Source organism: Mesorhizobium sp. M0862 (assembly GCF_040319795.1).
Lineage (GTDB): Bacteria > Pseudomonadota > Alphaproteobacteria > Rhizobiales > Rhizobiaceae > Mesorhizobium.
The window spans coordinates 159,972-179,000 of record NZ_JAMYOJ010000002.1 but is presented as its reverse complement, the minus strand read 5'-3'; the positions used below and the strand labels follow the sequence as shown (position 1 = coordinate 179,000).

The window sequence follows — 19,029 nt, the reverse complement described above, 5'->3', positions numbered from 1 at the left end:
TTTGCACAGCGAAGCGTCATTTTGGCTCGCAGAGCGCAGCGCTTTCTTTTATCTTTCTGCAAGAATGCACAGCTCACGCGATATCGACTGGGAAGATCTGCGCATGGTGCTGGCCGTCGCCGATGGCGCTTCGCTGGCGGCGGCGGCTCGGATCCTGGGCGTGAACCACACGACTGTGCTGCGGCGCGTCAACGCCTTCGAGGCGCGGCTGGGTATCCGCCTTTTCGATCGGCTGCCGACTGGCTATGCCCTCACCGCGGGCGGCGAGGAACTGCTGGGCGCGGCACGCACAATGGCCGAGACGGTCAATGAACTGGCGCGCAAACTGTCGGGGCAGGATCTCAGGTTCGAAGGCAGGTTGCGGGTCACCACCACCGACACGCTGATGGCGTCGGTGCTGCCGCCGATCCTGGCGGCGTTTCATAAGCTCCATCCCGGCATACGGGTCGAGGCGATGACGCAGAATTCCATCGCCAACCTGACGCAAAGGGATGCAGACGTGGCGATCAGGCCGGTGTCGCAACCGCAGGAAATCCTGGTCGGCCGGCGCATTTCGGGCGTCGCCTTCGCCGCCTACGCGACACGTTCCTACGCCGAAACGCTACCCCCGGAGCCGAGATTGGGTGCGCTGCGCTGGATCGCGCCCGACGACAGCCTAGCCAACACCGGCGTCGCCCGCTGGATGCGGTCGTCGCTGCCCGATGTCGAGATCGCCATGCGCGCCGATTCCCTGGTGACGATGTCGCATGCGGCGGGCGCCGGTATCGGGGTTGCGGCGCTGCCCTGTTATCTCGGCGACAGCCTGCCCGGGCTTGTAAGGGTCGGAGGGCTGATCGAGGAGATTGGCTCGGCGCTGTGGGTGCTGGTGCACGACGATTTGCGCCGCACGGCGCGCGTCCACGCCTTCACCAAATTCGTCTCCGGCGAATTGCAGCAGCGGCGCGACCTTCTTGAGGGCAGGCTCGGCGCCGGAGCTTGAGACGCACGCCAGCTGACGCGCGGGCTCAGCTCCGCAACAAGCTCCCAAGCTCTGCGACGGTCATCACGCGCCCGAACACCTTGCCTATGATGTCGAGGGTTGCATTGTGCGATGGCTCGTCCAGTCCGCCATTGGCGTCGCTGATGAAAGCCACCTTGTAGTCGCGCATGAAGGCGCTCCGCGCGGTGGATTCGCAGCAGATGCTGGTCACGGTGCCGATGATGATCACCGTGTCGACCCGGCCTGCGCCACGGATGTTGCGCAACACCGTCTCGATCTGCGTGTTGTGGAAGGCGTCGTAGCGGTGCTTCTTGATGACGACATCGCCGGGCAGGGGCGCAAGCGCGGCGACGATTTCGGCGCCGGCGCTGCCTTCCCGCATTCCTTTGGTTTTCAGCTTCGGCTGGTAGCTGGTTTCCAGCGGCGAGATATCGAAATGGTCGCTGAGCACATGCTGGGTGTAGATCACCGGGACGCCTTGCGCGCGGCAAAGCTCGACCACCTGCCGCATCGCCGGAATGCGATGGCGGGCCATGGCCACTTCCATGACGGCGCCCTCATCGACGAAGTCGCTTTGCATGTCGATGACCAGGAGGGCTGCGCGTTGCTTGTCGAACGGCCATGGTTCGTCGCCGGGCTGGGGCATTGCGTGTTTCCTGTTTCCGACGTTGATCAGGTGAGCAGCAGGCTCTTAATCGAGACATCGCAATTCCTGCCGATGACGATGTGATCGTGGATGGATGGAGAGATCAAGGTCGTGGCGATCTCGCAGCGAGTTCCGGGATTGGTTTCGCGACTTGACGCGTCCTCGCTTGGCCTACGGGTCGATGACCGCGATCGCATCGATCTCTATCAGGTAGCCGGGAGACATCACTGCTATCCCGACCACCACGTTTGCTGGTTTGTGATCGCCGAACAGCTCGATCTGGGCCGCTTCGATGATGGGCACGTGTTCGTCGCGTTTGTAATCGACGATGTAGATCGTGATCTTGCAGACTTGCTCGGGCCGAGCGCCGGCGGCAGCAAGCGCTCGGCCAAGATTTCCGAACGTCAGGCGCGCCTGGACTGCGAAATCACCGTGGCCAACGAGCTTGCCGTGTATGTCTTCTGGCTGCTGGCCCGAGACGAACACCAGCTTGCTTCCTGTCGCAACGACGACCTGGGAGTACATTTCCGGAATCGGCAGATCATTTGGATTTATGCATTCGAGCGTCATTGAATAGATCTCCTGCAATGGCTGTGGCTGCTTCGCATTCGCGGGTCTACCACATTGTCGCCGAAGCGGGCGCTTCCGTCGCAATATCACTTCTACACCGCAAGCGTGGGCATTTGAGCCAAAGCGGAATGTTGCTGATTGGCTCGCGAGCGGTGGCGTTTGGGATGACGGCACCGGCGCCGATCAGGCTCAGATCAGCAGCAGGCCCTTCATCGAGGCGTTGCCTTTCTTGCCGATGATGATGTGGTCGTGGACGGCGATGCCGAGCGGCTTGGCGCTGTCGATGATCTGCTTGGTCATTTCGATGTCCGCACGCGATGGTGTCGGATCGCCGGAAGGGTGGTTATGCATCACCCGTCTCTGCTTCATATCTAATTGATGTTTCATGATAAAATTGCGATAGCGAGGTTAGTGGAGGCGGTTTCGGGGTGCGTATGCGAACTCTATTTGACTAGGTTCACGATTGCTCATGCTGCTTCCCGTTGAGTCGATTTGTCGCACGGCACGAAACGGTTTGCTGACTTGCCCATTCGTTTAGGTCGGCCACGGGATAGACGACGGACTTTCCAATCTTCACGAAAGCTGGCCCGACGCGCATTGCTCGCCAGTTGGCCAATGTCCCGGTCGAGATCGCGCCGCGAAAACGTTCGGTCACTTCCTCGGGCGTCAGATACAGTGGTTCGGTCATCTTGTACCTCAAACTATGTCTCGGTTGGGATGATCGGGTCCGCGAATGGTGAAGACGGAGACGACCTCCCGCGCTCGGGCTCTACAAAGCGATCTTCATTGAGAACATCTGTCGATACCGGTGCGTCACGGACCTCTACGGCGACTTCGCGCAAGACTGAAAGCGGATTCTGACTACGGTAGGACCGCGTCGGACTGCCGGCTAGAAAAAGGCCGGAGGAAAGATGCGACCGCCAATCTGACTCTCGTGATCGCCGACGTTCCGGAGACAGTGACATCCTTAACCTACCGCTCCGCGCCGGCGACCGTCGGCGCTCTAAGGAAGAACGGCGTATAAGCCGCAGTCCTGCGCGCGTCCGCAACAGCGGATGATTGTCGCGCGGAGGACGGAGGAAATTCGCCCCCACCGCGGGCGGTGAACGGGACAGCCGTAGGAGCGTCAGCATAGCGCCGGCCGGAGGGGGGACGCGGGACCGACTGTCCCCGTCTGCGATGGTCCGAATGCTGCGTGCGGCGGCACGCATCTATCCACGGGGCGGGTTTTCCGGTCCGCCGGGGCTTCGTTCCCTCAAACTACGAATCTGGGGGGCAGGCGTTCGAACTGTTTGGGCGCACCAGCAATTGGTTCGAGTCAGTAGATCGCTACATCCCGAGATCCACTATCGAAAACGCATTCTTTTGCTATTGGAAGCATTCGGCCTAGCTAAAATCTTTTCGCCTGAGGCGCCGACGCCGTGCTGCTCGACCGAGCGGGGGCACATCACGGGCAATCTCGTCGGGTGAAGAACATCATGCCCATCCCGCTACTGTCACTTCCACCGGAGCCTCGGAGATTATGAGGGCTGAAGGGCTTGGCACCGGCGCGTCTTTCTACGTGTTTCGAAGATTCTGACGTTCAACTGGCATCGAGTCAGCTCCCCAGGCCGCCATCCACCACGTGCACTTGCCCGGTAACGTAACTGCTCGTTGCGGATGCGAAATACAGAGCGACGCTGGCGATCGCGTCAGGCTCGGCATGGCGTTGCAACGGAATGGCCTTGTTCAGCGCCTCGGTGACATCGCCGCCGCTGATGGCGCTGATGCGGTTCTTGATATCGTACTGAAAGGCATTGTGGATCGGCGCGGATGCCACGCGGCGCAAGCGCCCGAAGCGCAATCGGCTGAACACGGGAAGGCCATGGTGCGCGAACTGAAGAGGCGCACGTTGATTGCGGCAAGATCGAGTGGATCATTCGCAAACAAAGCCCGCTGTCACAATGACCCGCCCAACCACAACGAGCCGTTTCGAGCGTCGCCATGTCAATAACGAATCGATAGCGCACGTACGCGCCCTTCATCCCAGAGGCTTCTCGGAATGAAATTTGGTTTCGCTTGCATGGCTCAGGTCGTTGCCTGACTCGTAGAAATTATGCATATTGATGCAAGTGACGGGGCGCTTGGTCTTGCACAATATTCATATTCGGAGCAGAAGATGGCAACGGGCCTGTTTGCGGGAAAAGTCTGCCTTGTAACCGGAAGCACACAAGGCGTGGGCCAGGCCTCGGCCATGATGATGGCCGAGGAAGGGGCATCCGGGCTGGTCATATGTGGTCGGCAACAAGACGCAGGCGAACGCGTCAGGGCGGCACTCGAGCAGTTGGGCACCCCCGCTATCTTCGTTGGGGCCGATCTGGCGCGCGTGGAGGACTGTTTTGCAGTGGTCGACGCGGCGGAAGCACGATTCGGCAGGGTCGACGTCGTTGCCAATGTGGCTGGCCTGACGGATCGCGGCAGCATCGAAGACACTGATGTCGCAACCTACGACCGGCTCTTTGCAGTCAACACGCGTGCGCCCTTCTTCATTATCCAGCGCTCTGTTCCTCTGATGCGCCGGGCAGGGGGCGGGGCGATCGTCAACGTCATCTCTATTGCCGCGCATGGCGGTGCTCCGATCATTTCCGCCTATGTCGCGTCAAAGGCGGCCTTGATTGGCCTTACCAAGAACGTTGCCCACGCGCTTCGGCGCGATCACATCCGCGTGAACGGCCTGAACATGGGATGGACTGCAACTCCGGGCGAAGAGCGGATCCAGAGGACGGCGCACGCAAGAGGCGATGACTGGCTTGAGGAAATTTCCCGCGCCCAGCCTTTTGGCCGTCTCCTGGAGCCCAGAGAGATCGCGCGGGCCATCTGCTTCCTGGCGAGCAGCGAGAGCGCCATCGTAACCGGATCGGTCATGGATTTCGACCAGACCGTAATAGGCGCCTACGACTGATCCGGCGACCAACACCACCTTTCCTCGCGGGAGAATGAAGCAATGTACGATTTCAACGGCAAGATCGCGCTGGTCACCGGTGGCGCACGCAATATCGGGCTGGCGACGGTCAAGGCATTTCTCGAAGGGAATGCACGTGTCGTTCTGGTCGACCGGGACCAAAAGACCGCAGGCGATGCGGCCGATGAGCTGGGGGTCTCACAAGACCGCCTAAGGGCGTTCGCGGCCGACATATCGGACGAGACTTCGGTCAAGGATCTCATGCGACGTGTCGATGGAGCATTCGGGAACCTCGACATCATCGTAAACAACGCAGGCATCTGCACGCTGAACCTCGCACTCGACCTCAGTGTCGATGAATGGGATCGGGTCCAGGCGGTAAACCTGCGTGGCCCCTGGCTCTGCGCCAAGCACGGCGTTCCTGTGATGAAGTCTGGTGGTGCGATTGTAAACATAGCCTCGCAGGCTGCGCAGCGGGCCCAGAAATTCACAGCGCATTACAGTGCCTCAAAAATGGGGATTATCGGTCTTACCCGCGCGCTGTCCGTCGAACTTGCTCCAAAAATCCGTGTAAATGCGGTGAGCCCCGGGACAATCCAGACCGATATGATCCAGAATGAAATCGACTGGCGCATCTCGAACGGATTCGATGATGATGCAGACGCCGTCATGAGTGGCTGGATGGACCGAATTCCGATGCAGCGTTTTCAGAAAGCCGAGCACATCGCCAGGGCGATCCTGTTTCTTGCCTCCGATGAGGCCAGCGAAACGACCGGCGAGACGTTGAATGTGAGCGGCGGCGCGGTCATGGTCTGACAATGGAAAGAACCAGGCGCGGGCCATCTTCAATTGATGTTGCCAAACGGGCAGGCGTCTCGCAGTCAGCCGTATCGCGCGCCTTTTCAGGCGCCAGTGTGTCGGAGGAAACCAGGCGCAGGATCATGTCAGCGGCCGATGAGCTCGGATATCGACCCAACGCTCTTGTCCGTGTCATCAGCCAGCAGTCGAACCTGATTGGCGTGGTGATGGGCGAAATCACCAACCCATTCTATCCGGAAGTCCTGGAAATGCTGCTTCTGGAGCTGGAGTCCCAGGGCTTCCGGGTGCTGCTGAAGCACCTTGACGGGGCGCAGAGCGCTGATGCCGCGATCGAGGAAGTGCTGGCCTATCGGGTACGAGGGGTGATTGTGACATCGTCCTTCGTAAGCGCGGCCATGGCCGAGCATTGCGCCGCGTCCGACGTTCCAGTCGTTCTGTTCAACCGCCACATCCGTGATGTGAAGATTTCGTCGATATCCTGCGACAACGTCGATGCAGGCCGGATGGTCGCCAATCTCTTTCTGGATTCGGGCCACAAGCGTCCGGCGTTCATATCGGGCAACGCCGTCGCAACGTCGAACCTCGATCGCAAGAAGGGGTTTCTTGACAGGATCTCCGAGCGCGGGGGCGGAACAGTTCCTGTCCTGGGCAATGAACACAGCTATGCGGTGGGGGCAGCTTCGATGCGCGAACTGCTCGCGCTGCCCGAGCGCCCCGACGCGGTCTTCTGTGCCTCCGACGTCATTGCATTTGGCGCTCTTGACGCGTTGCGCGAGGCGGGAATCCCGGTGCCGCGGGAAATCTCCATAGTCGGCTTTGACGACATCCCCATGGCAGCCTGGGCAGCCTTTGATCTGACGACCATACGCCAGCCGCGCAGGCGCATGGTCAGGGAGGCTGTCGCGACGCTTGTCGCGCGCATCAACGGCGCCCCCCTTGGCAGCATCAGCCTTGTTCCGGGCGAGCTCGTCATGCGCGGGACCCTGCGCAAGGCTTGACGACCTTCCATTTTCGCTGATGGCAACCCGCTCGCCCAATTGTTTGCGCCTATTCTTGCATAATATGCATAATTTGAAGGAAATTATGGGTCCAAATTAAGATTCAATTTGACATATTATGCAATCTGCAATTACCTCCGCATAGAAGTGGAGGCTTCCGGTGATTGGAATTGGATTGATTGGCGCGGGCCGTATCGGCGCGCTGCATGCACGAAACATTGCCGTCCATGAGCAGGCAGAACTGGTCGCGGTTTATGACTCAGCGGCGGCAGCGGCGGAGACGCTGGCCAGCCGGCACGGCGGTCGGGCAGCAGCCAGACTTGATGATCTCTTTGACGACCAGAGCGTAGACGCCGTCTTCATCTGCTCGCCTACCGACACCCATGTCGAGCTGATTGGTCGCGCGGCCGCAGCGGGGAAGGCAATCTTCTGTGAAAAGCCGATCGATATCGATCTGGCGTCTGCTCTCGGCGTCCAGACGGTCCTTGCCCGTCATCGCGTGCCCTTCATGACAGGCTTCCACCGCCGGTTCGATCCAAGCACGCGGCGACTTGCCGGGCATGTCTGCTCAGGCGACCTGGGGCAGGTTGAATTCATGCGTGTCGTGAGCCGCGACCCGGCTCCGCCGCCTGTCAGCTATCTCCAGCGCTCGGGTGGCATCTTCCGTGACATGACCATTCACGACCTGGACCTTTGCCGCTGGCTGACCGGTCGCGAATTTAACGGTGTGTTTGCCAGGGGATCCTGCCTGGTCGATCCCGAGATTGGCCGCGCTGGTGATTTCGATACGGCCTTCATCACGCTCTGGACCGACGACGGCGCCAGCTGCGTCCTTCAGAACAGTCGCCGTTCCAATGGCGGTTTCGACCAGCGCATCGAGATCATGGGCTCTCGTGCTGCCGTCAGCATGGACAATGTCCCTCTGACCCAAACGCGGTTGATGGTCCCGGACGGCCTGCGCTCGGACGCTTTGCCCAGTCACTTTCCCGAGCGCTACCGCGATGCCTACGTTGCCCAGTTCAACGAATTTGTCGCTGCGCTCCAGGAGGGTCGCGACCCGACAACGACCGCAATTGACGGCCTCTCCGCCTTGCAGCTGGCCGATGCCTGTGCGCGCTCGGCCGAGACCGGGCTGCCAGTCGCAATAACGCCCCTCGCCGGGATGGGTGAGGGCGACCCGCCGAAAACGCTAGCGGTGGGATGAACGCAGTAAACCGCCGGCCTGACCGGCCAACCTGGAGGAGAAGTTGCATGAAAAAGGTTATGTTGGCATCGATGACTGTGTCCGCTCTTGCGCTGATGTCAGGCGCGGCGGCGGCCCAGCAGAAGACAATCTCGGTGGTAGTGAAGGACACCACCAGCCCGTACTGGCAGACGGTCATGGCCGGAGCCTGTGTGGCCGGCAAGGATCTGGGCGTCACCGTGAACGTCACAGGTCCGCAGAGCGAGGCCGACGTCAACGGACAGATCGGCATTCTCGAGAACGCGGTCAGTACAGGCTCAAGCGCTGTCGTTCTTGCGCCGACATCATTTGAAGCGCTTGGCCCCGCAGTCGATGAAGCGGCCGCCAAGGTCCCTGTCTTCCTCATCGATTCCAAAGCCAAGTCAGAGGCCTACACATCCATCCTGGCAACAGACAACAAGGCGGGCGGGATGCTTGCGGGCAAAGCAATGGCTGAAGCCCTAACCAAAAAGAATGGCACGGCCAAGGGGAGCGTTGGCGTCATTTCCTATGGCGCCGGCGCGAGCACACTTGACGAGCGGATCGCCGGGTTCACCGAAGGGCTTGCTGCCTATCCCGACATCAAGGTCGTGACCAAACGCGTTGGCGATTTCCAGACCACAACAGCCCTGAACGATACCAACGACGTGCTGACAGCCTTTCCCAAGATCGACGGGCTCTACGGCGACGCGCTGTTCACCGGTCTGGGCGCCGGCCAGGCGATTTCCGAGTCTAGTCGCAAGGGTAACCCGGTACTGGTCACTTTCGACAGCAGCGATACGCTCGAGCAGTACATTCGCGATGGCGTTGCCCAGGCGCTGGTCGTCCAGAACCCGTACAAGATGGGTTATGACGGCGTCGAAAATGCCGTCAAGGCATTGAAGGGCGAAAAGCTTCCCAAGTTCATCGACACGGGCGTGATGGTCATCACTCCTGACAATGTCGGCAGCCCGGAAGCGCAGGCACTGCTGCATCCTGATGTTTCCTGCCTCAAGAAATAACGACAGAACGGGCAGCTTTGACATGGCCGCAGCACTGCAATCGTCAGCAACCCTCCCGACGGGCGATCCTATACCGCTGGTGCGGCTCGTGGGTATCGGGAAATCATTTCCCGGTACCCACGCCCTCAAATCGATCGACCTGGATGTTTTTTCCGGGGAAGTGCTGGGCGTGGTCGGCGAAAACGGCGCCGGAAAATCGACACTCATCAAGATCCTGACCGGGGCCTACGTCCCGTCCTGTGGATCCGTGATGATCGACGGGAAAAAGGTCGATCTGAGAACTCCCGCGGATGCTCAGGCACTGGGTCTGAACGCCGTGCATCAGGAGGTTGTCCTTTGTGCACATCTCAGCGTTGCCGAAAATATCTTCCTCGGTCTCGAACCGAATCGTATCGGAATGGTCCAGCGCCGGCTGATGAACCGGCAGGCCCAGGCCGTACTTGACCGTCTCGGCTTCGAGATCAATGCAGGCAGGCAGCTGGGGCAGCTCACAATCGGCCAGCAGCAGCTGGTGGCAACTGCCCGCGCCACGGTGCGCGACTGCCGTCTTCTCATCTTTGATGAGCCTACAGCCTATCTGACAAGGCAGGAAAGCAATCAGCTTTTCCAGCTGATCGGCCGCCTGCGCGCCCAGGGCGTTGCTGTCATCTACATCAGCCACCGCATGGAAGAGGTCTTCGAACTTTGCCAGCGGGCGGTGGTGTTGCGCGACGGTGAACTGGTCGCGACAAGAATGGTTTCGGAGACGAACGAGCGTCAGCTCATCCGCGATATGGCCAACCGCGAGATCGGCGACGTCCACTACAAGCAACGGATCAGTATCGGCAAAGAGGTCCTGGCAGTCGACGGGCTCTCCGGTCCCGGTTTTGAGGACGTCAGCCTCACGCTCAGGCGCGGAGAGATTGTTGGTCTCTTTGGCCTTGTCGGAGCGGGCCGCAGCGAGCTTGCCCAGTCTCTTTTCGGGCGGCAAAGGCTGACTGCGGGCACGATCACGATCGAGGGCGCGCCGTTCGTTCCGCTTTCCGAACGAATTTCGATCCGCAAGGGTCTCGCGCTGGTGCCAGAAAGCCGGCGCATCCAGGGACTTTGTCTCAACCAATCGGTCGCCTTCAATCTCAACCTTGCTGCCTACGAGCGTATCAGCCGCGGCGGTCTTGTCTCCCGCAACAGGGAGCGCGCAGTCGCGGCCGAACAGATCGGCTCGTTAAAGATCGCAACAGCAGGACAGGGGACCGAAGTTGCCAACCTTTCGGGGGGCAACCAGCAAAAGGTCGTGATTGGCAAATGGATCAACCGCGGCGCCGACATTTTCATCTTTGACGAACCCACGGCCGGTGTGGACGTCGGAACCAAGCGTGAGATCTACGGCCTCTTTGCCGAGCTGCTGAAGAAGGGCGCCGCGATCCTTTTGATCTCGTCCTACCTGCCGGAGGTCTACGACCTCAGCGATCGCCTTGTTGTCATGTATCGCGGTCGCGTTGCCCGAACTTTCGAAAATCCGCGTTCAGTCAGTCAGGATGACGTCCTGGCTGCCGCCATCGGCGACTAGAGGAGAGCACCATGTCTGAAAGTGCCGTGACGGCCCCGCAATCAACGCGCGGACTGCAGCGTATCCGTTTTGGTGTGCTCCTCAATCTGACCCTGTTTGGTCTTCTCATGGTGATCTGGGGGCTGCTCGCGGTGTCGACAGACTCCTTTATGACGGCCGGCAATCTTACCAATCTGATGCGGCAGTTCTCCCTGCTGGCGATCATTGCCATCGGCCAGACTTTCGTCATCATAACAGGCGGGATCGATCTCTCCGTGGGAGCGGTCGTCGGGCTGAGCAGCGTGATCGTCTCCATGCTGCTTGTGGCGGGATTGCCGATCCCGCTTGCGATCTTTGTGACCCTGCTCGCTGGCGCGGGAATAGGTGCGATCCATGCGTTCGGCGTAGCTTACATGCGACTGCCGCCGTTCATCATCACGCTTGCGGGTCTGACAGCCTGGCGCGGGGTCGGGCTACTTGCAACAAACGGCTTCAACATCTCTGGCCTGCCCAAGGAGTTCAGCGGGTTTTCCCGAGCCGAGTTTCTCGGCTTGCCGTCGCTTTTCTGGATGGTTCTTCTCGTTGCCATTCCAGCCTATGTGCTGCTCCATATCTCCCGCTGGGGGCGCTATATCTATGCTGTCGGCTCCAATGCGGAAGCAGCGCGGCTGTCAGGTATCAACATCCGCCACACGATTTTTCTTGTCTATATGATCTCTAGCACATGCGCCGCGCTTGCCGGGGTTCTGGCCGCGAGCCGGCTGAGCCTTGGCATCGCCACGACAGGCGACACCTGGGAATTGCAGGCGATTGCTTCGTCTGTAATTGGCGGTACGAGCCTGTTCGGCGCAGTCGGCAGCGTTGTCGGCCCAACGTTAGGCTCCCTGCTGCTGTCCACGATCAATCAGGGTGCAAACCTGCTCAATATCAATCCTTTCTGGCAGAGGATCGTAACCGGACTGCTGATCGTGTTGATCGTTTTCCTTGATCAGCTGCGGCGCACACGCAGGAACTAGATGCCACGCCTCCGGCGGCTGGTTCGCATCGGTTGCTGCTGGCTTTGCGTCACCGCCCTGTCAGGGTTTGATGATGATCTTGGCGAGATCGGCCAAACGTTCGATGACGTGGTCCGGCCTGAACGAAAACCGTTGAATGTCGGCCCTCGTGCTCACGCCAGTTAGTACTAAAACCGTGCGCAGGCCCGACTCCAATCCAGCGAGCACATCCGTATCCATCCTGTCTCCGACCATGACCGTATCAGCCCCGTCGACCCCCAGGCGCTCGAGAGCGCTTCGCATCATGAACGGGTTCGGCTTCCCGACGAAGTAAGGCTGCCGGCCGGTGGCCTTTTCGATCAGTGCTGCGACCGCACCGCAGGCTGGATGGAAGCTACGCTCGGTCGGCCCGGTGGCATCCGGGTTGGTTGCGAGGAACCAGGCGCCCTCCGCCACAAGTTCGGCACCTCTGGCGATCTGCTCGTAGTGATACGAAGTCGTGTCGCCAAGCACTACAAAATCGGGGGCAAACTCAGTGATCCGGCAGCCTGCAGACCGCAGGGCCTCTACCAGGCCATGGTCTCCGACGACGTATGCGGATGATCCGGGTTTTTGCAACGCCACGAACCGGGCGGTCGCCAGCGCTGACGTGTAGATATGTTCAGCTCCCACGGGGAAGCCAACCGCCCTCAGACGCGCGGCATGATCTTCCGGCGTGAAGCGCGAGTTGTTGGTGAAGATCTGGAACGGCTCGTCCTTGTCGATCAGTCCGGCGACATAGTCTACCGAACCTTCTATCGGTCTGCCACCGCGAACCAGGACACCGTCCATGTCGAGTAGATGCGCTACGATCATCGGAGATCGGCCCTCATTGTCTTTGGTTGGATTGACTGAAGCATGTGCTGCGTCCACCGCGATGCTTCTTTCCTAGGCGAAGATGCGCGTGCATGTGTACCGGTTCAGGATTGCGCGGGAAGGGCGCCCAACCATTGATGCGGCAATAGGATGCGGCAGCGTAAGAATGGGTCGCCGGCGCAATCCGGCCGGCGCGCGGGCTACACCGCTGGCCGCCCCGTCAATCGGGACCTTAAACTTTGATTGACCCCGGACAGTGGGCACGTGATGAACTTGGTCTTCACGCGCCGAAAATCAGCCGTGTCGGGTCATGGCAGATTGTCGTCCGGGCGATATGGGCAGTGCCTGGGTCTAGATAGTCGACAGCCATCAATTGTTAGGTGACGCGGTCCCACTTCGCTTCGGTGCCGGATTTGGATTCTGATCGGGCGACGCCTGCCGGAGCCCGCGCAAAATGGACGTGGGGTAAAACTCAGGTGACTGTTCGCCCGCCATTCACTGCGAATTTCTGTCCAGTGATGAAATCGGCCTTGGACGAAGCGAGGAACACGACCATATCGGCAATGTCGCGCGGCTTGCCGAAATATCCAAGCGGTGTCCTTGCCAGATACCAGTCGCGCTTGTCCTGCGGCACATCCGCGTGGCGTTCAACCGGAATCCAGCCCGGTGCCACGAGATTGACCGTGATGCCCTCCGGCGCCAACTCCTTGGCCCAGGATCGTGTCATTGACAGCATGGCGCCCTTTGCCGAGGCGTAGTTGCCGAAATACGGATTGCCGAGTTCCGCGATCTCGGAGCCGATGTTGACGACCCGCCCGGACTTGCGGGCACGCCAGTCAGGAAGCACGGCCTGCAGGAGTTCCAGTGGCGCCTTGACGAAGAATTCGAGCTGGTCGAGATAGCTTCGCCAGCTTTGCGCCATCAGCGGCATTTCCGGCTGCGGACCGGTGGCATTGTTGACGATCAGATCGACGGGGCCAAGGTTTCGCGCGATGGTCTCGACGCCGCCGGCAAGTTGGTCCTTGTCGACGACACTGAACTTGGCCGCGAAGGCGCGTCCACCCGCCTCAGCGATCTCGCTGACCACGCGGCCGGCGCCGTCGCTGTCATGGGCGTAGTTTACCGCCACCGCCCAGCCATCCGCTGCCAAGCCTCTGGCGATCTCGGCGCCAAGGCCGCGCGAAGCTCCGGTTACAAGCGCTGTTTTCATGATGCTGCCCTGCCTGCTGTTTCCCGCCCATGCGAGGCGTCAAAAGATGTGCGCAGGGCCTGGGCGCCCTGCATGAGGAATGTCTGATCGCTCGACAGCAGGAAGAAGCTGGCGCCCCGCTCAATCCAGACTGGGACGTCCGCGAGGTTGGAGACGAACATGCCGACCCGCCGGCCTGCTTCGCTTGCACGACGGCAGATCTCGGTCACAGCTTCTATGACGGCTGGGTCATCCGGGGTCTGGGCGCCCATCGAGATGGTGAGGTCGATGCGGCCGACAAAAACGCAGTCGAGACGATCGATGCGGACGATTTCGGCCAGATCGTTCAACGCTTCCCGATCCTCGAGCTGCGCGATGATCGCTGTGTCGTCGATGGCTCGCTGCCGATATGCCGCCATCGGGCTGCGCGTGAAGCCGGCAGCGCGGGTCGAGCCGGCATAGCCGCGTCCGCCAGGTCCAAACAGGCAATGGCGAACCAGCGCTTCAGCATCAGCGCCGGAACGGATGTGGGGAGCGACCACGCCGCTCGCGCCGAGATCCAGCGCGTTGAGAATGTTTTCGGGTGAGGACGAAGCCGGGCGGACCAGAACCGGCATTCCTTGAGCTCTCGACGCGAAGATAGCGCCATCGAGGTCGCTGCGGTCAAATGGAGCGTGCTCGGCGTCGAGGCACAGCACATCGAGCGCGGCACCTGCCAGAACCTCGGTTACGACACGGCTCGGCGTCTTGATCCAGGTCCCGACGAGCGGCTGTCCCGACAGCAATCTGCCACGGAATCCGAGTGCCGTGCTCATACCGGTGCCCGCAACGTCTGCCGGTTGACCACCGTTTCCGGCATGCTTCCGGCCAGCACATCAAGGACGGATTGTGTGGCCGAGGCGGTCATCCTGGCGACGGATTCGCGGCTGATGCCACCCATATGGGCTGCACAGACGAGGTTTGGTACACCGTCGAGCGCTTGCGGATCGGGAGGCTCGATCTCAAACACGTCCAACGCCGCACCGGCGATCTGGCCGGACTTCAGCGCCGCAAACAATGCCTGTTGGTCGACCACGGGCCCGCGGGCCGTGTTGATGATGAGGGCCGATGGTTTCATCCTGGCGATCGCAGCGGCGTTGATGAGGTGTCGGGTCTCGTCTAGCAGGGGAACGTGCAGACTGATGATGTCGCAACGGGCATAGAGTTCGGTCAGGCTCGCAAGTTTCGTTGCACCTGGAAAATCATCGACCATCTGGTCGAAATAGCAGATCGAGACGCCGAACCCGGCAAGCCTGCGCGCGACGGCGCGTCCGATCGTACCGGCACCGATGAGGCCGACGGTCTTGCCGGGCAGTTCGGAGGGCGTAAACGGGCCGACCCGTTCCCATCTGCCGGCCTTTACCGAGGCATCCTGCAGCGCAACCTTGCGGACCAAGGCAAGGATCAGGGCCAGCGTGTGGTCGGCCACCGTTTCGGCATTCATGCCGGGGGTGATCGAAATGGCGACGCCATGAGCGTCGGCTGCCCCGCGGTCGATGGAATCAAAGCCGACACCGACGCGCGCGATGATCCTGAGCGAGGGCAGGGCGCTTAGAACCTCGGCGTTGAAGGGATCGGTGCTGACAATTGCTCCTGTGCAGCCGTCGGCGAGGCGAACCACCTCCTCTGGCGTTCGCGCACCGAGTTTGGGGGCGAGCACCAGTTCGTGGCCTGCCTCGACCAGGCGGCGCCCGGTCTGTACATCTTCCGGATCATAGCCCGGCCAGCTGACGAATATTTTCATGACGCGCTCCCAAAGGTCAGAGCGACCTGTAGTTGATGTCGATCTTCTGCCCGGTCTGGGCCGCCCTTACAGCGGCGTCGATTATTTCCGAGCAATAGTAACCGTCCCTGAAGCTGGCTCCGATCGGTTCGACCTCGTGAAGACCGGCGATCGCGCCGAGAATATGGACTGCCTCATGGCTGAACGTGTCGACCCAGCCCAGCGGGTGGCCAGGCGGGAACCAGTTTGCCCGCAATGGATCATCCTCGCGCAATACAGGAATGGTGCGGAAGGCGTGATCGCGCCCGGCAACCTTGAGCTCGTTCAGAGTCTGCAGGGAGAAAGCGATCGAGCCCTTCGAGCCGTCGACCTCGATGCGGCTGGTCACCAGGTGGCCGCCGGCGACACGTGAAGCCTCGACGACGCCAAGCGCGCCATTGTCGAAGTCGAGAAGTGCGGCGAACTGGTCGTCGGTTTCGATTGCGGCGCCATCGGCGTCGGAAGCTACCTTGACGCGGGTCGTTGCCTGCACGCTGCGCGGATCGCTTGCGAGCAGAAAGCGCGACAGATCGAGGTGGTGCGCCGCAAGGTCGCCAAGAGCGCCTGCGCCTGCGGCGTCCTTGTCATCGCGCCAGCTCTTGCGTCGGCCGTCCCCCAGCGAAGAGGAAACCAGGAACTGCGAGCGATAGTGGTAGACGTCGCCGATCTCGCCCGACTGGATGATTTGCCGTGCCAGCTGCAGGGCAGGAAAGAACCGGTAGTTGAAGGCACACATGTGCTTGACGCCGGCTTGCGCCGCTGCTTGCCACATGGCGAAGGCGGTGTCCGCTGTTGGGCCCAGGGGCTTTTCGCAGAAGACATGCTTGCCGGCCTTGACCGCGGCGATCGTCGGCTCGACATGCAGCGCGTTGGGACCTGAATTGTCGATAAGCTGGATGGCCGGATCGGCGATCAGCTCCTTCCAGTCGGCCACGCCGCGTTCCCAGCCGAGCCGGCGGCGGGCTTCCTCGAGCCTGTCGCCGTTCCTGCCGTAAAGCGCCACGAGGCGTGGGCGGGGAACGCCATCGGCGGCGATTGCTGTGACATCGCGGTAGCCAAGCGAGTGAGCCTTGCCCATGAAGGCATAGCCAATCATCCCGACGCCAACCTCGCTCGATCCCGGCATATCCGCACCTATGAATGCTTCGTTGTTGTGACCGCGCCAATGGCGGATCATCTGCCATATCTACAATATGAATAGCTATGCAATGTCAATCCGGAAATCGGCTTCGACCAAAGGAAGGTTGGCTAGCGGAGTGTCGATTTCCGATCTTTGAGGATGCCCGGCACAAGCTTGAGCCTGCCGGCGGTGGCCGCGCCTTCCTGCCAGCGCTGCTTGAGCAGTCCGATTGCCGCGTCGACCATTTCGCCGGCGTTTTGCTGGATGGTCGTCAGTCCGTATGACGGCCAGGCGGAGAAGGAGGCGTCGTCGAAACCGGCGATCATGATGTCTTCTGGAATGCGCAGTCCAAATTCGAACCGCGCACATTCCATGACGCCGATTGCGGTGAGGTCGTTGGCGCAAAAGACGGCGTCTGGCCGGTTCGAACCTGCAAACATTTCCTTGGCTGCGGCGTAGCCGCCCTCATAGTGGAAGTCTCCCTGGATGATTTCCACTTCGTCGACGCCCAGTTCGCGCAGGCGGCCGATAAAGCCGGCCTGACGATCGGTATTGGCGAGCGTTTCCTTGCCGGCGATGTAGGCGAAACGGCTGCCGCCTTTCTGGAAGAGGAGATTTGCGATCTGGCGGCCACCCTCGACATTGTCGCAGCAGACAGCCGAAACCCATTTGTTCTGCTGGCGCCCGTTGAACAGGACGACGGGAATGCGCATGTGCGCGCATTCGTCGGCGGCCTCTTTCGACAGGATGGACAGCGCCGAAATGATGCCGTCGACGCGGTAGCGCATGATCAGCGGAATGGCATCGTCGAAATACTCGTTGTGGTCGACGAAGAAAACGAGAACCTGGTAGCCCTGGGACTGGAACTGCCGGGTGAACAGTTCGAAAATCTGGGCATAGTAGGGATTGTACATGCCACCGATGACGATCGCGATCAGTTGCGATCGATGGGTGACCAGAATGCGCGGCAGGATGCTCGGCTGATAGCCAAGTTCGCGTGCCGCGGCGATCACCTTTTCGCGCGTCTTCTTGCTGACGCTGGCGCCCGTCGTGAAGGCGCGTGAGACCGCTGACTGGGATACGCCGGCAAGGCGTGCGACATCGATCGAGGACGGCTGCAATTTCGCGCGTCCCTCGCTTTCGAGCAGGGGCTCGCCCCCGGCCCGCTTTTTGTTCTCGTCGACGCCGTCTCCGCGCACCGTTGCCTCCGGGAATCGCGCTGCCTTGCAATGCATGGCGACGTTAGCCGCATCGGGGATCGGGGACAATGATCCCGGCGCCGATTGCACCGCAAGGTCGCCGGCCCTCGGCAACTGAGGAATTCAGGACCTGCCGGCCGCCGGCAGATCTTCCGAAACGGGCAGTCGGCCGGCCGCCGCGTTGACGCGCTCGAGAAGATCGAATGCATTCAGTCCATCGAGGATCGTCGAGATCGGCGCCGCGCGACCAGCAAGAAGGCTGGCGAGATGATCAATTTCAGCCTGATAGGCGGCCTGGTATCGGTCGGGAAAGTGCTCATGGCGACGCGGCAGGCAAGTGGCTTCGGCGCCATCGAAGACCACGGGGCTTGTCATGGGATCGCCGCAGATCAGCCGGCCTTGCGAGCCGAAAACTTCAAGCCGCTGCTCGAAGCCATGGGCTGCGCGGCGCGTGGCGGTGATATGGGCAACAGGGCCGTCTTCCCACTCGAGCTGGACGGCAACGCTGTCATGGTCGTCCAGCTCGGCCAGGCTTTTGTCGACGTTGTTGGCGAGGGCTGCATGTACACGCTCCGGCGGTCGTCCAACCAGCCACAACAGCTCGTCAAGGTCGTGGATAATCATGTCCGCCACGATGCCGCCCTGATGGGCGATCACGCCACGGTCCGGCAAGCGGGGGTCGCGGCTGATCTGCAGCAGATGTTCGATGCTGCCGATCAAGCCCTGGCCGATCTTGTCCTTGACCTCGCGACGGTAGGGATCGAACCTGCGGTGAAAGCCGAGAATGACCGGAATGTCAGCGATCCTGACCGCCTCCACCGCCTCGGCGATCGGCTGTCTGGTCAGCGCAACCGGCTTCTCGCACAATGAAGGCAGACCAAAGCCCAGCGCTTGCTTGAGATATTCGACATGGGTCGCCGTCGGCGACGCGATGACCAGGCCCTCGGGGCGAAGGCGCTCGACTGCCGTCGCCAGCGAGGGAAAGCAGGGCACCCCTACGGATTGTGGCAGATCGCCCGCTTCGAATTCATTGACGAAGCCGGTGAGCTCGAGCGCCGGATTGCGGCGAACCGAGAGCGCGTGGACCGCTGCTATTCTGCCCGTGCCGATGATGACGATACCGCGCCTGCGCATATATGCACTTTTCATTTGAAATGGCGTCTACG

At 61.0% G+C, this 19,029-nt stretch carries 19 protein-coding genes and 1 pseudogene; 8 read left to right on the top strand and 12 right to left on the bottom strand.

The features are described 5' to 3' along the window. Positions 1-64 precede the first annotated feature (64 nt). The gene (locus tag NKI15_RS03490) at positions 65-979 is read left to right on the top strand and encodes a LysR family transcriptional regulator (protein ID WP_023667658.1); all 915 of its coding nucleotides are present in this window, start codon (positions 65-67) and stop codon (positions 977-979) included. A 25-nt stretch (positions 980-1,004) separates the two neighbouring features. On the opposite strand, the gene NKI15_RS03485 is transcribed toward NKI15_RS03490, so the two are convergent. The 5 genes and pseudogenes from NKI15_RS03485 to NKI15_RS03465 all read right to left on the bottom strand — a co-directional run bounded on the left by NKI15_RS03485 (position 1,005) and on the right by NKI15_RS03465 (position 4,050). Continuing rightward, positions 1,005-1,625, bottom strand: a complete 621-nt coding sequence (locus NKI15_RS03485) for an isochorismatase family protein (protein WP_023705985.1) — start codon at positions 1,623-1,625, stop codon at positions 1,005-1,007. A 171-nt stretch (positions 1,626-1,796) separates the two neighbouring features. Next, the gene (locus tag NKI15_RS03480; RefSeq protein WP_023705984.1) at positions 1,797-2,195 is read right to left on the bottom strand and encodes a RidA family protein; all 399 of its coding nucleotides are present in this window, start codon (positions 2,193-2,195) and stop codon (positions 1,797-1,799) included. 189 nt (positions 2,196-2,384) lie between these two features. Continuing rightward, positions 2,385-2,546, bottom strand: a pseudogene (locus NKI15_RS03475) (JAB domain-containing protein); the annotation flags it as partial. Positions 2,547-2,652: 106 nt separating this feature from the next. Then, complete coding sequence (locus tag NKI15_RS03470; RefSeq protein ID WP_352885783.1) at positions 2,653-2,883, bottom strand: helix-turn-helix domain-containing protein; 231 nt, start codon at positions 2,881-2,883, stop codon at positions 2,653-2,655. A gap of 909 nt (positions 2,884-3,792) precedes the next feature. Then, positions 3,793-4,050, bottom strand: a complete 258-nt coding sequence (locus NKI15_RS03465) for an SDR family oxidoreductase (protein WP_352885782.1) — start codon at positions 4,048-4,050, stop codon at positions 3,793-3,795. Positions 4,051-4,353: 303 nt separating this feature from the next. Here NKI15_RS03465 and NKI15_RS03460 point away from each other — a divergent pair, with 303 nt between their 5' ends. The 7 genes from NKI15_RS03460 to NKI15_RS03430 all read left to right on the top strand — a co-directional run bounded on the left by NKI15_RS03460 (position 4,354) and on the right by NKI15_RS03430 (position 11,720). After that, positions 4,354-5,136: an SDR family oxidoreductase gene (locus NKI15_RS03460; RefSeq protein WP_352885781.1), complete on the top strand. Its 783-nt coding sequence runs from the start codon at positions 4,354-4,356 to the stop codon at positions 5,134-5,136. 42 nt (positions 5,137-5,178) lie between these two features. Further along, positions 5,179-5,952 carry an SDR family NAD(P)-dependent oxidoreductase gene (locus NKI15_RS03455; RefSeq protein WP_352885780.1) on the top strand — a complete coding sequence of 258 codons (774 nt, stop codon included), beginning with the start codon at positions 5,179-5,181 and terminating at the stop codon, positions 5,950-5,952. Between the two features lie 2 nt (positions 5,953-5,954). Then, complete coding sequence (locus NKI15_RS03450) at positions 5,955-6,953, top strand: LacI family DNA-binding transcriptional regulator (RefSeq protein ID WP_352885779.1); 999 nt, start codon at positions 5,955-5,957, stop codon at positions 6,951-6,953. Between the two features lie 175 nt (positions 6,954-7,128). Then, positions 7,129-8,157 (top strand): inositol 2-dehydrogenase, encoded by a 1,029-nt coding sequence (iolG, locus tag NKI15_RS03445; protein WP_352885778.1) that lies wholly within the window; start codon positions 7,129-7,131, stop codon positions 8,155-8,157. A gap of 47 nt (positions 8,158-8,204) precedes the next feature. Next, positions 8,205-9,176 carry an ABC transporter substrate-binding protein gene (locus NKI15_RS03440; RefSeq protein ID WP_352885777.1) on the top strand — a complete coding sequence of 324 codons (972 nt, stop codon included), beginning with the start codon at positions 8,205-8,207 and terminating at the stop codon, positions 9,174-9,176. 22 nt (positions 9,177-9,198) lie between these two features. After that, the gene (locus tag NKI15_RS03435) at positions 9,199-10,725 is read left to right on the top strand and encodes a sugar ABC transporter ATP-binding protein (protein WP_352885776.1); all 1,527 of its coding nucleotides are present in this window, start codon (positions 9,199-9,201) and stop codon (positions 10,723-10,725) included. Between the two features lie 11 nt (positions 10,726-10,736). Next, complete coding sequence (locus NKI15_RS03430) at positions 10,737-11,720, top strand: ABC transporter permease (protein WP_352885775.1); 984 nt, start codon at positions 10,737-10,739, stop codon at positions 11,718-11,720. Between the two features lie 60 nt (positions 11,721-11,780). Here NKI15_RS03430 and NKI15_RS03425 read toward each other — a convergent pair whose 3' ends face one another. The 7 genes from NKI15_RS03425 to NKI15_RS03395 form a co-directional block, all read right to left on the bottom strand. Beyond that, the gene (locus tag NKI15_RS03425; protein WP_352885774.1) at positions 11,781-12,611 is read right to left on the bottom strand and encodes an HAD-IIA family hydrolase; all 831 of its coding nucleotides are present in this window, start codon (positions 12,609-12,611) and stop codon (positions 11,781-11,783) included. Positions 12,612-13,026: 415 nt separating this feature from the next. After that, on the bottom strand, positions 13,027-13,764 hold the full coding sequence (locus tag NKI15_RS03420) for an SDR family oxidoreductase (RefSeq protein WP_352885773.1): 738 nt from the start codon (positions 13,762-13,764) through the stop codon (positions 13,027-13,029). Then, the gene (locus NKI15_RS03415; protein ID WP_352885772.1) at positions 13,761-14,558 is read right to left on the bottom strand and encodes an HpcH/HpaI aldolase family protein; all 798 of its coding nucleotides are present in this window, start codon (positions 14,556-14,558) and stop codon (positions 13,761-13,763) included. Before NKI15_RS03415 ends, NKI15_RS03420 begins: the two co-directional genes overlap by 4 nt. Then, positions 14,555-15,526 carry a phosphoglycerate dehydrogenase gene (locus NKI15_RS03410; RefSeq protein ID WP_352885771.1) on the bottom strand — a complete coding sequence of 324 codons (972 nt, stop codon included), beginning with the start codon at positions 15,524-15,526 and terminating at the stop codon, positions 14,555-14,557. The genes NKI15_RS03415 and NKI15_RS03410 overlap by 4 nt, the downstream gene beginning before the upstream one ends. Positions 15,527-15,542: 16 nt before the next feature. Continuing rightward, positions 15,543-16,721, bottom strand: a complete 1,179-nt coding sequence (locus tag NKI15_RS03405) for a Gfo/Idh/MocA family protein (RefSeq protein WP_352885770.1) — start codon at positions 16,719-16,721, stop codon at positions 15,543-15,545. 71 nt (positions 16,722-16,792) lie between these two features. Next, entirely contained in the window at positions 16,793-17,863 is a 1,071-nt protein-coding gene (locus tag NKI15_RS03400) for a LacI family DNA-binding transcriptional regulator (RefSeq protein ID WP_352885769.1), read from the bottom strand. Positions 17,864-17,986: 123 nt separating this feature from the next. Continuing rightward, complete coding sequence (locus NKI15_RS03395; protein WP_352885768.1) at positions 17,987-19,012, bottom strand: Gfo/Idh/MocA family protein; 1,026 nt, start codon at positions 19,010-19,012, stop codon at positions 17,987-17,989. Positions 19,013-19,029: the final 17 nt, after the last annotated feature.

Bases quoted from the DNA above. Each gene is read 5' to 3' on its own strand.
- NKI15_RS03490 (WP_023667658.1), top strand. From the start codon at position 65: ATGCACAGCTCACGCGATATCGACTGGGAAGATCTGCGCATGGTGCTG.
- NKI15_RS03485 (WP_023705985.1), bottom strand. From the start codon at position 1,625: ATGCCCCAGCCCGGCGACGAACCATGGCCGTTCGACAAGCAACGCGCA.
- NKI15_RS03480 (WP_023705984.1), bottom strand. From the start codon at position 2,195: ATGACGCTCGAATGCATAAATCCAAATGATCTGCCGATTCCGGAAATG.
- NKI15_RS03470 (WP_352885783.1), bottom strand. From the start codon at position 2,883: ATGACCGAACCACTGTATCTGACGCCCGAGGAAGTGACCGAACGTTTT.
- NKI15_RS03460 (WP_352885781.1), top strand. From the start codon at position 4,354: ATGGCAACGGGCCTGTTTGCGGGAAAAGTCTGCCTTGTAACCGGAAGC.
- NKI15_RS03455 (WP_352885780.1), top strand. From the start codon at position 5,179: ATGTACGATTTCAACGGCAAGATCGCGCTGGTCACCGGTGGCGCACGC.
- NKI15_RS03450 (WP_352885779.1), top strand. From the start codon at position 5,955: ATGGAAAGAACCAGGCGCGGGCCATCTTCAATTGATGTTGCCAAACGG.
- NKI15_RS03440 (WP_352885777.1), top strand. From the start codon at position 8,205: ATGAAAAAGGTTATGTTGGCATCGATGACTGTGTCCGCTCTTGCGCTG.
- NKI15_RS03435 (WP_352885776.1), top strand. From the start codon at position 9,199: ATGGCCGCAGCACTGCAATCGTCAGCAACCCTCCCGACGGGCGATCCT.
- NKI15_RS03430 (WP_352885775.1), top strand. From the start codon at position 10,737: ATGTCTGAAAGTGCCGTGACGGCCCCGCAATCAACGCGCGGACTGCAG.
- NKI15_RS03420 (WP_352885773.1), bottom strand. From the start codon at position 13,764: ATGAAAACAGCGCTTGTAACCGGAGCTTCGCGCGGCCTTGGCGCCGAG.
- NKI15_RS03415 (WP_352885772.1), bottom strand. From the start codon at position 14,558: ATGAGCACGGCACTCGGATTCCGTGGCAGATTGCTGTCGGGACAGCCG.
- NKI15_RS03410 (WP_352885771.1), bottom strand. From the start codon at position 15,526: ATGAAAATATTCGTCAGCTGGCCGGGCTATGATCCGGAAGATGTACAG.
- NKI15_RS03405 (WP_352885770.1), bottom strand. From the start codon at position 16,721: ATGATCCGCCATTGGCGCGGTCACAACAACGAAGCATTCATAGGTGCG.
- NKI15_RS03395 (WP_352885768.1), bottom strand. From the start codon at position 19,012: ATGAAAAGTGCATATATGCGCAGGCGCGGTATCGTCATCATCGGCACG.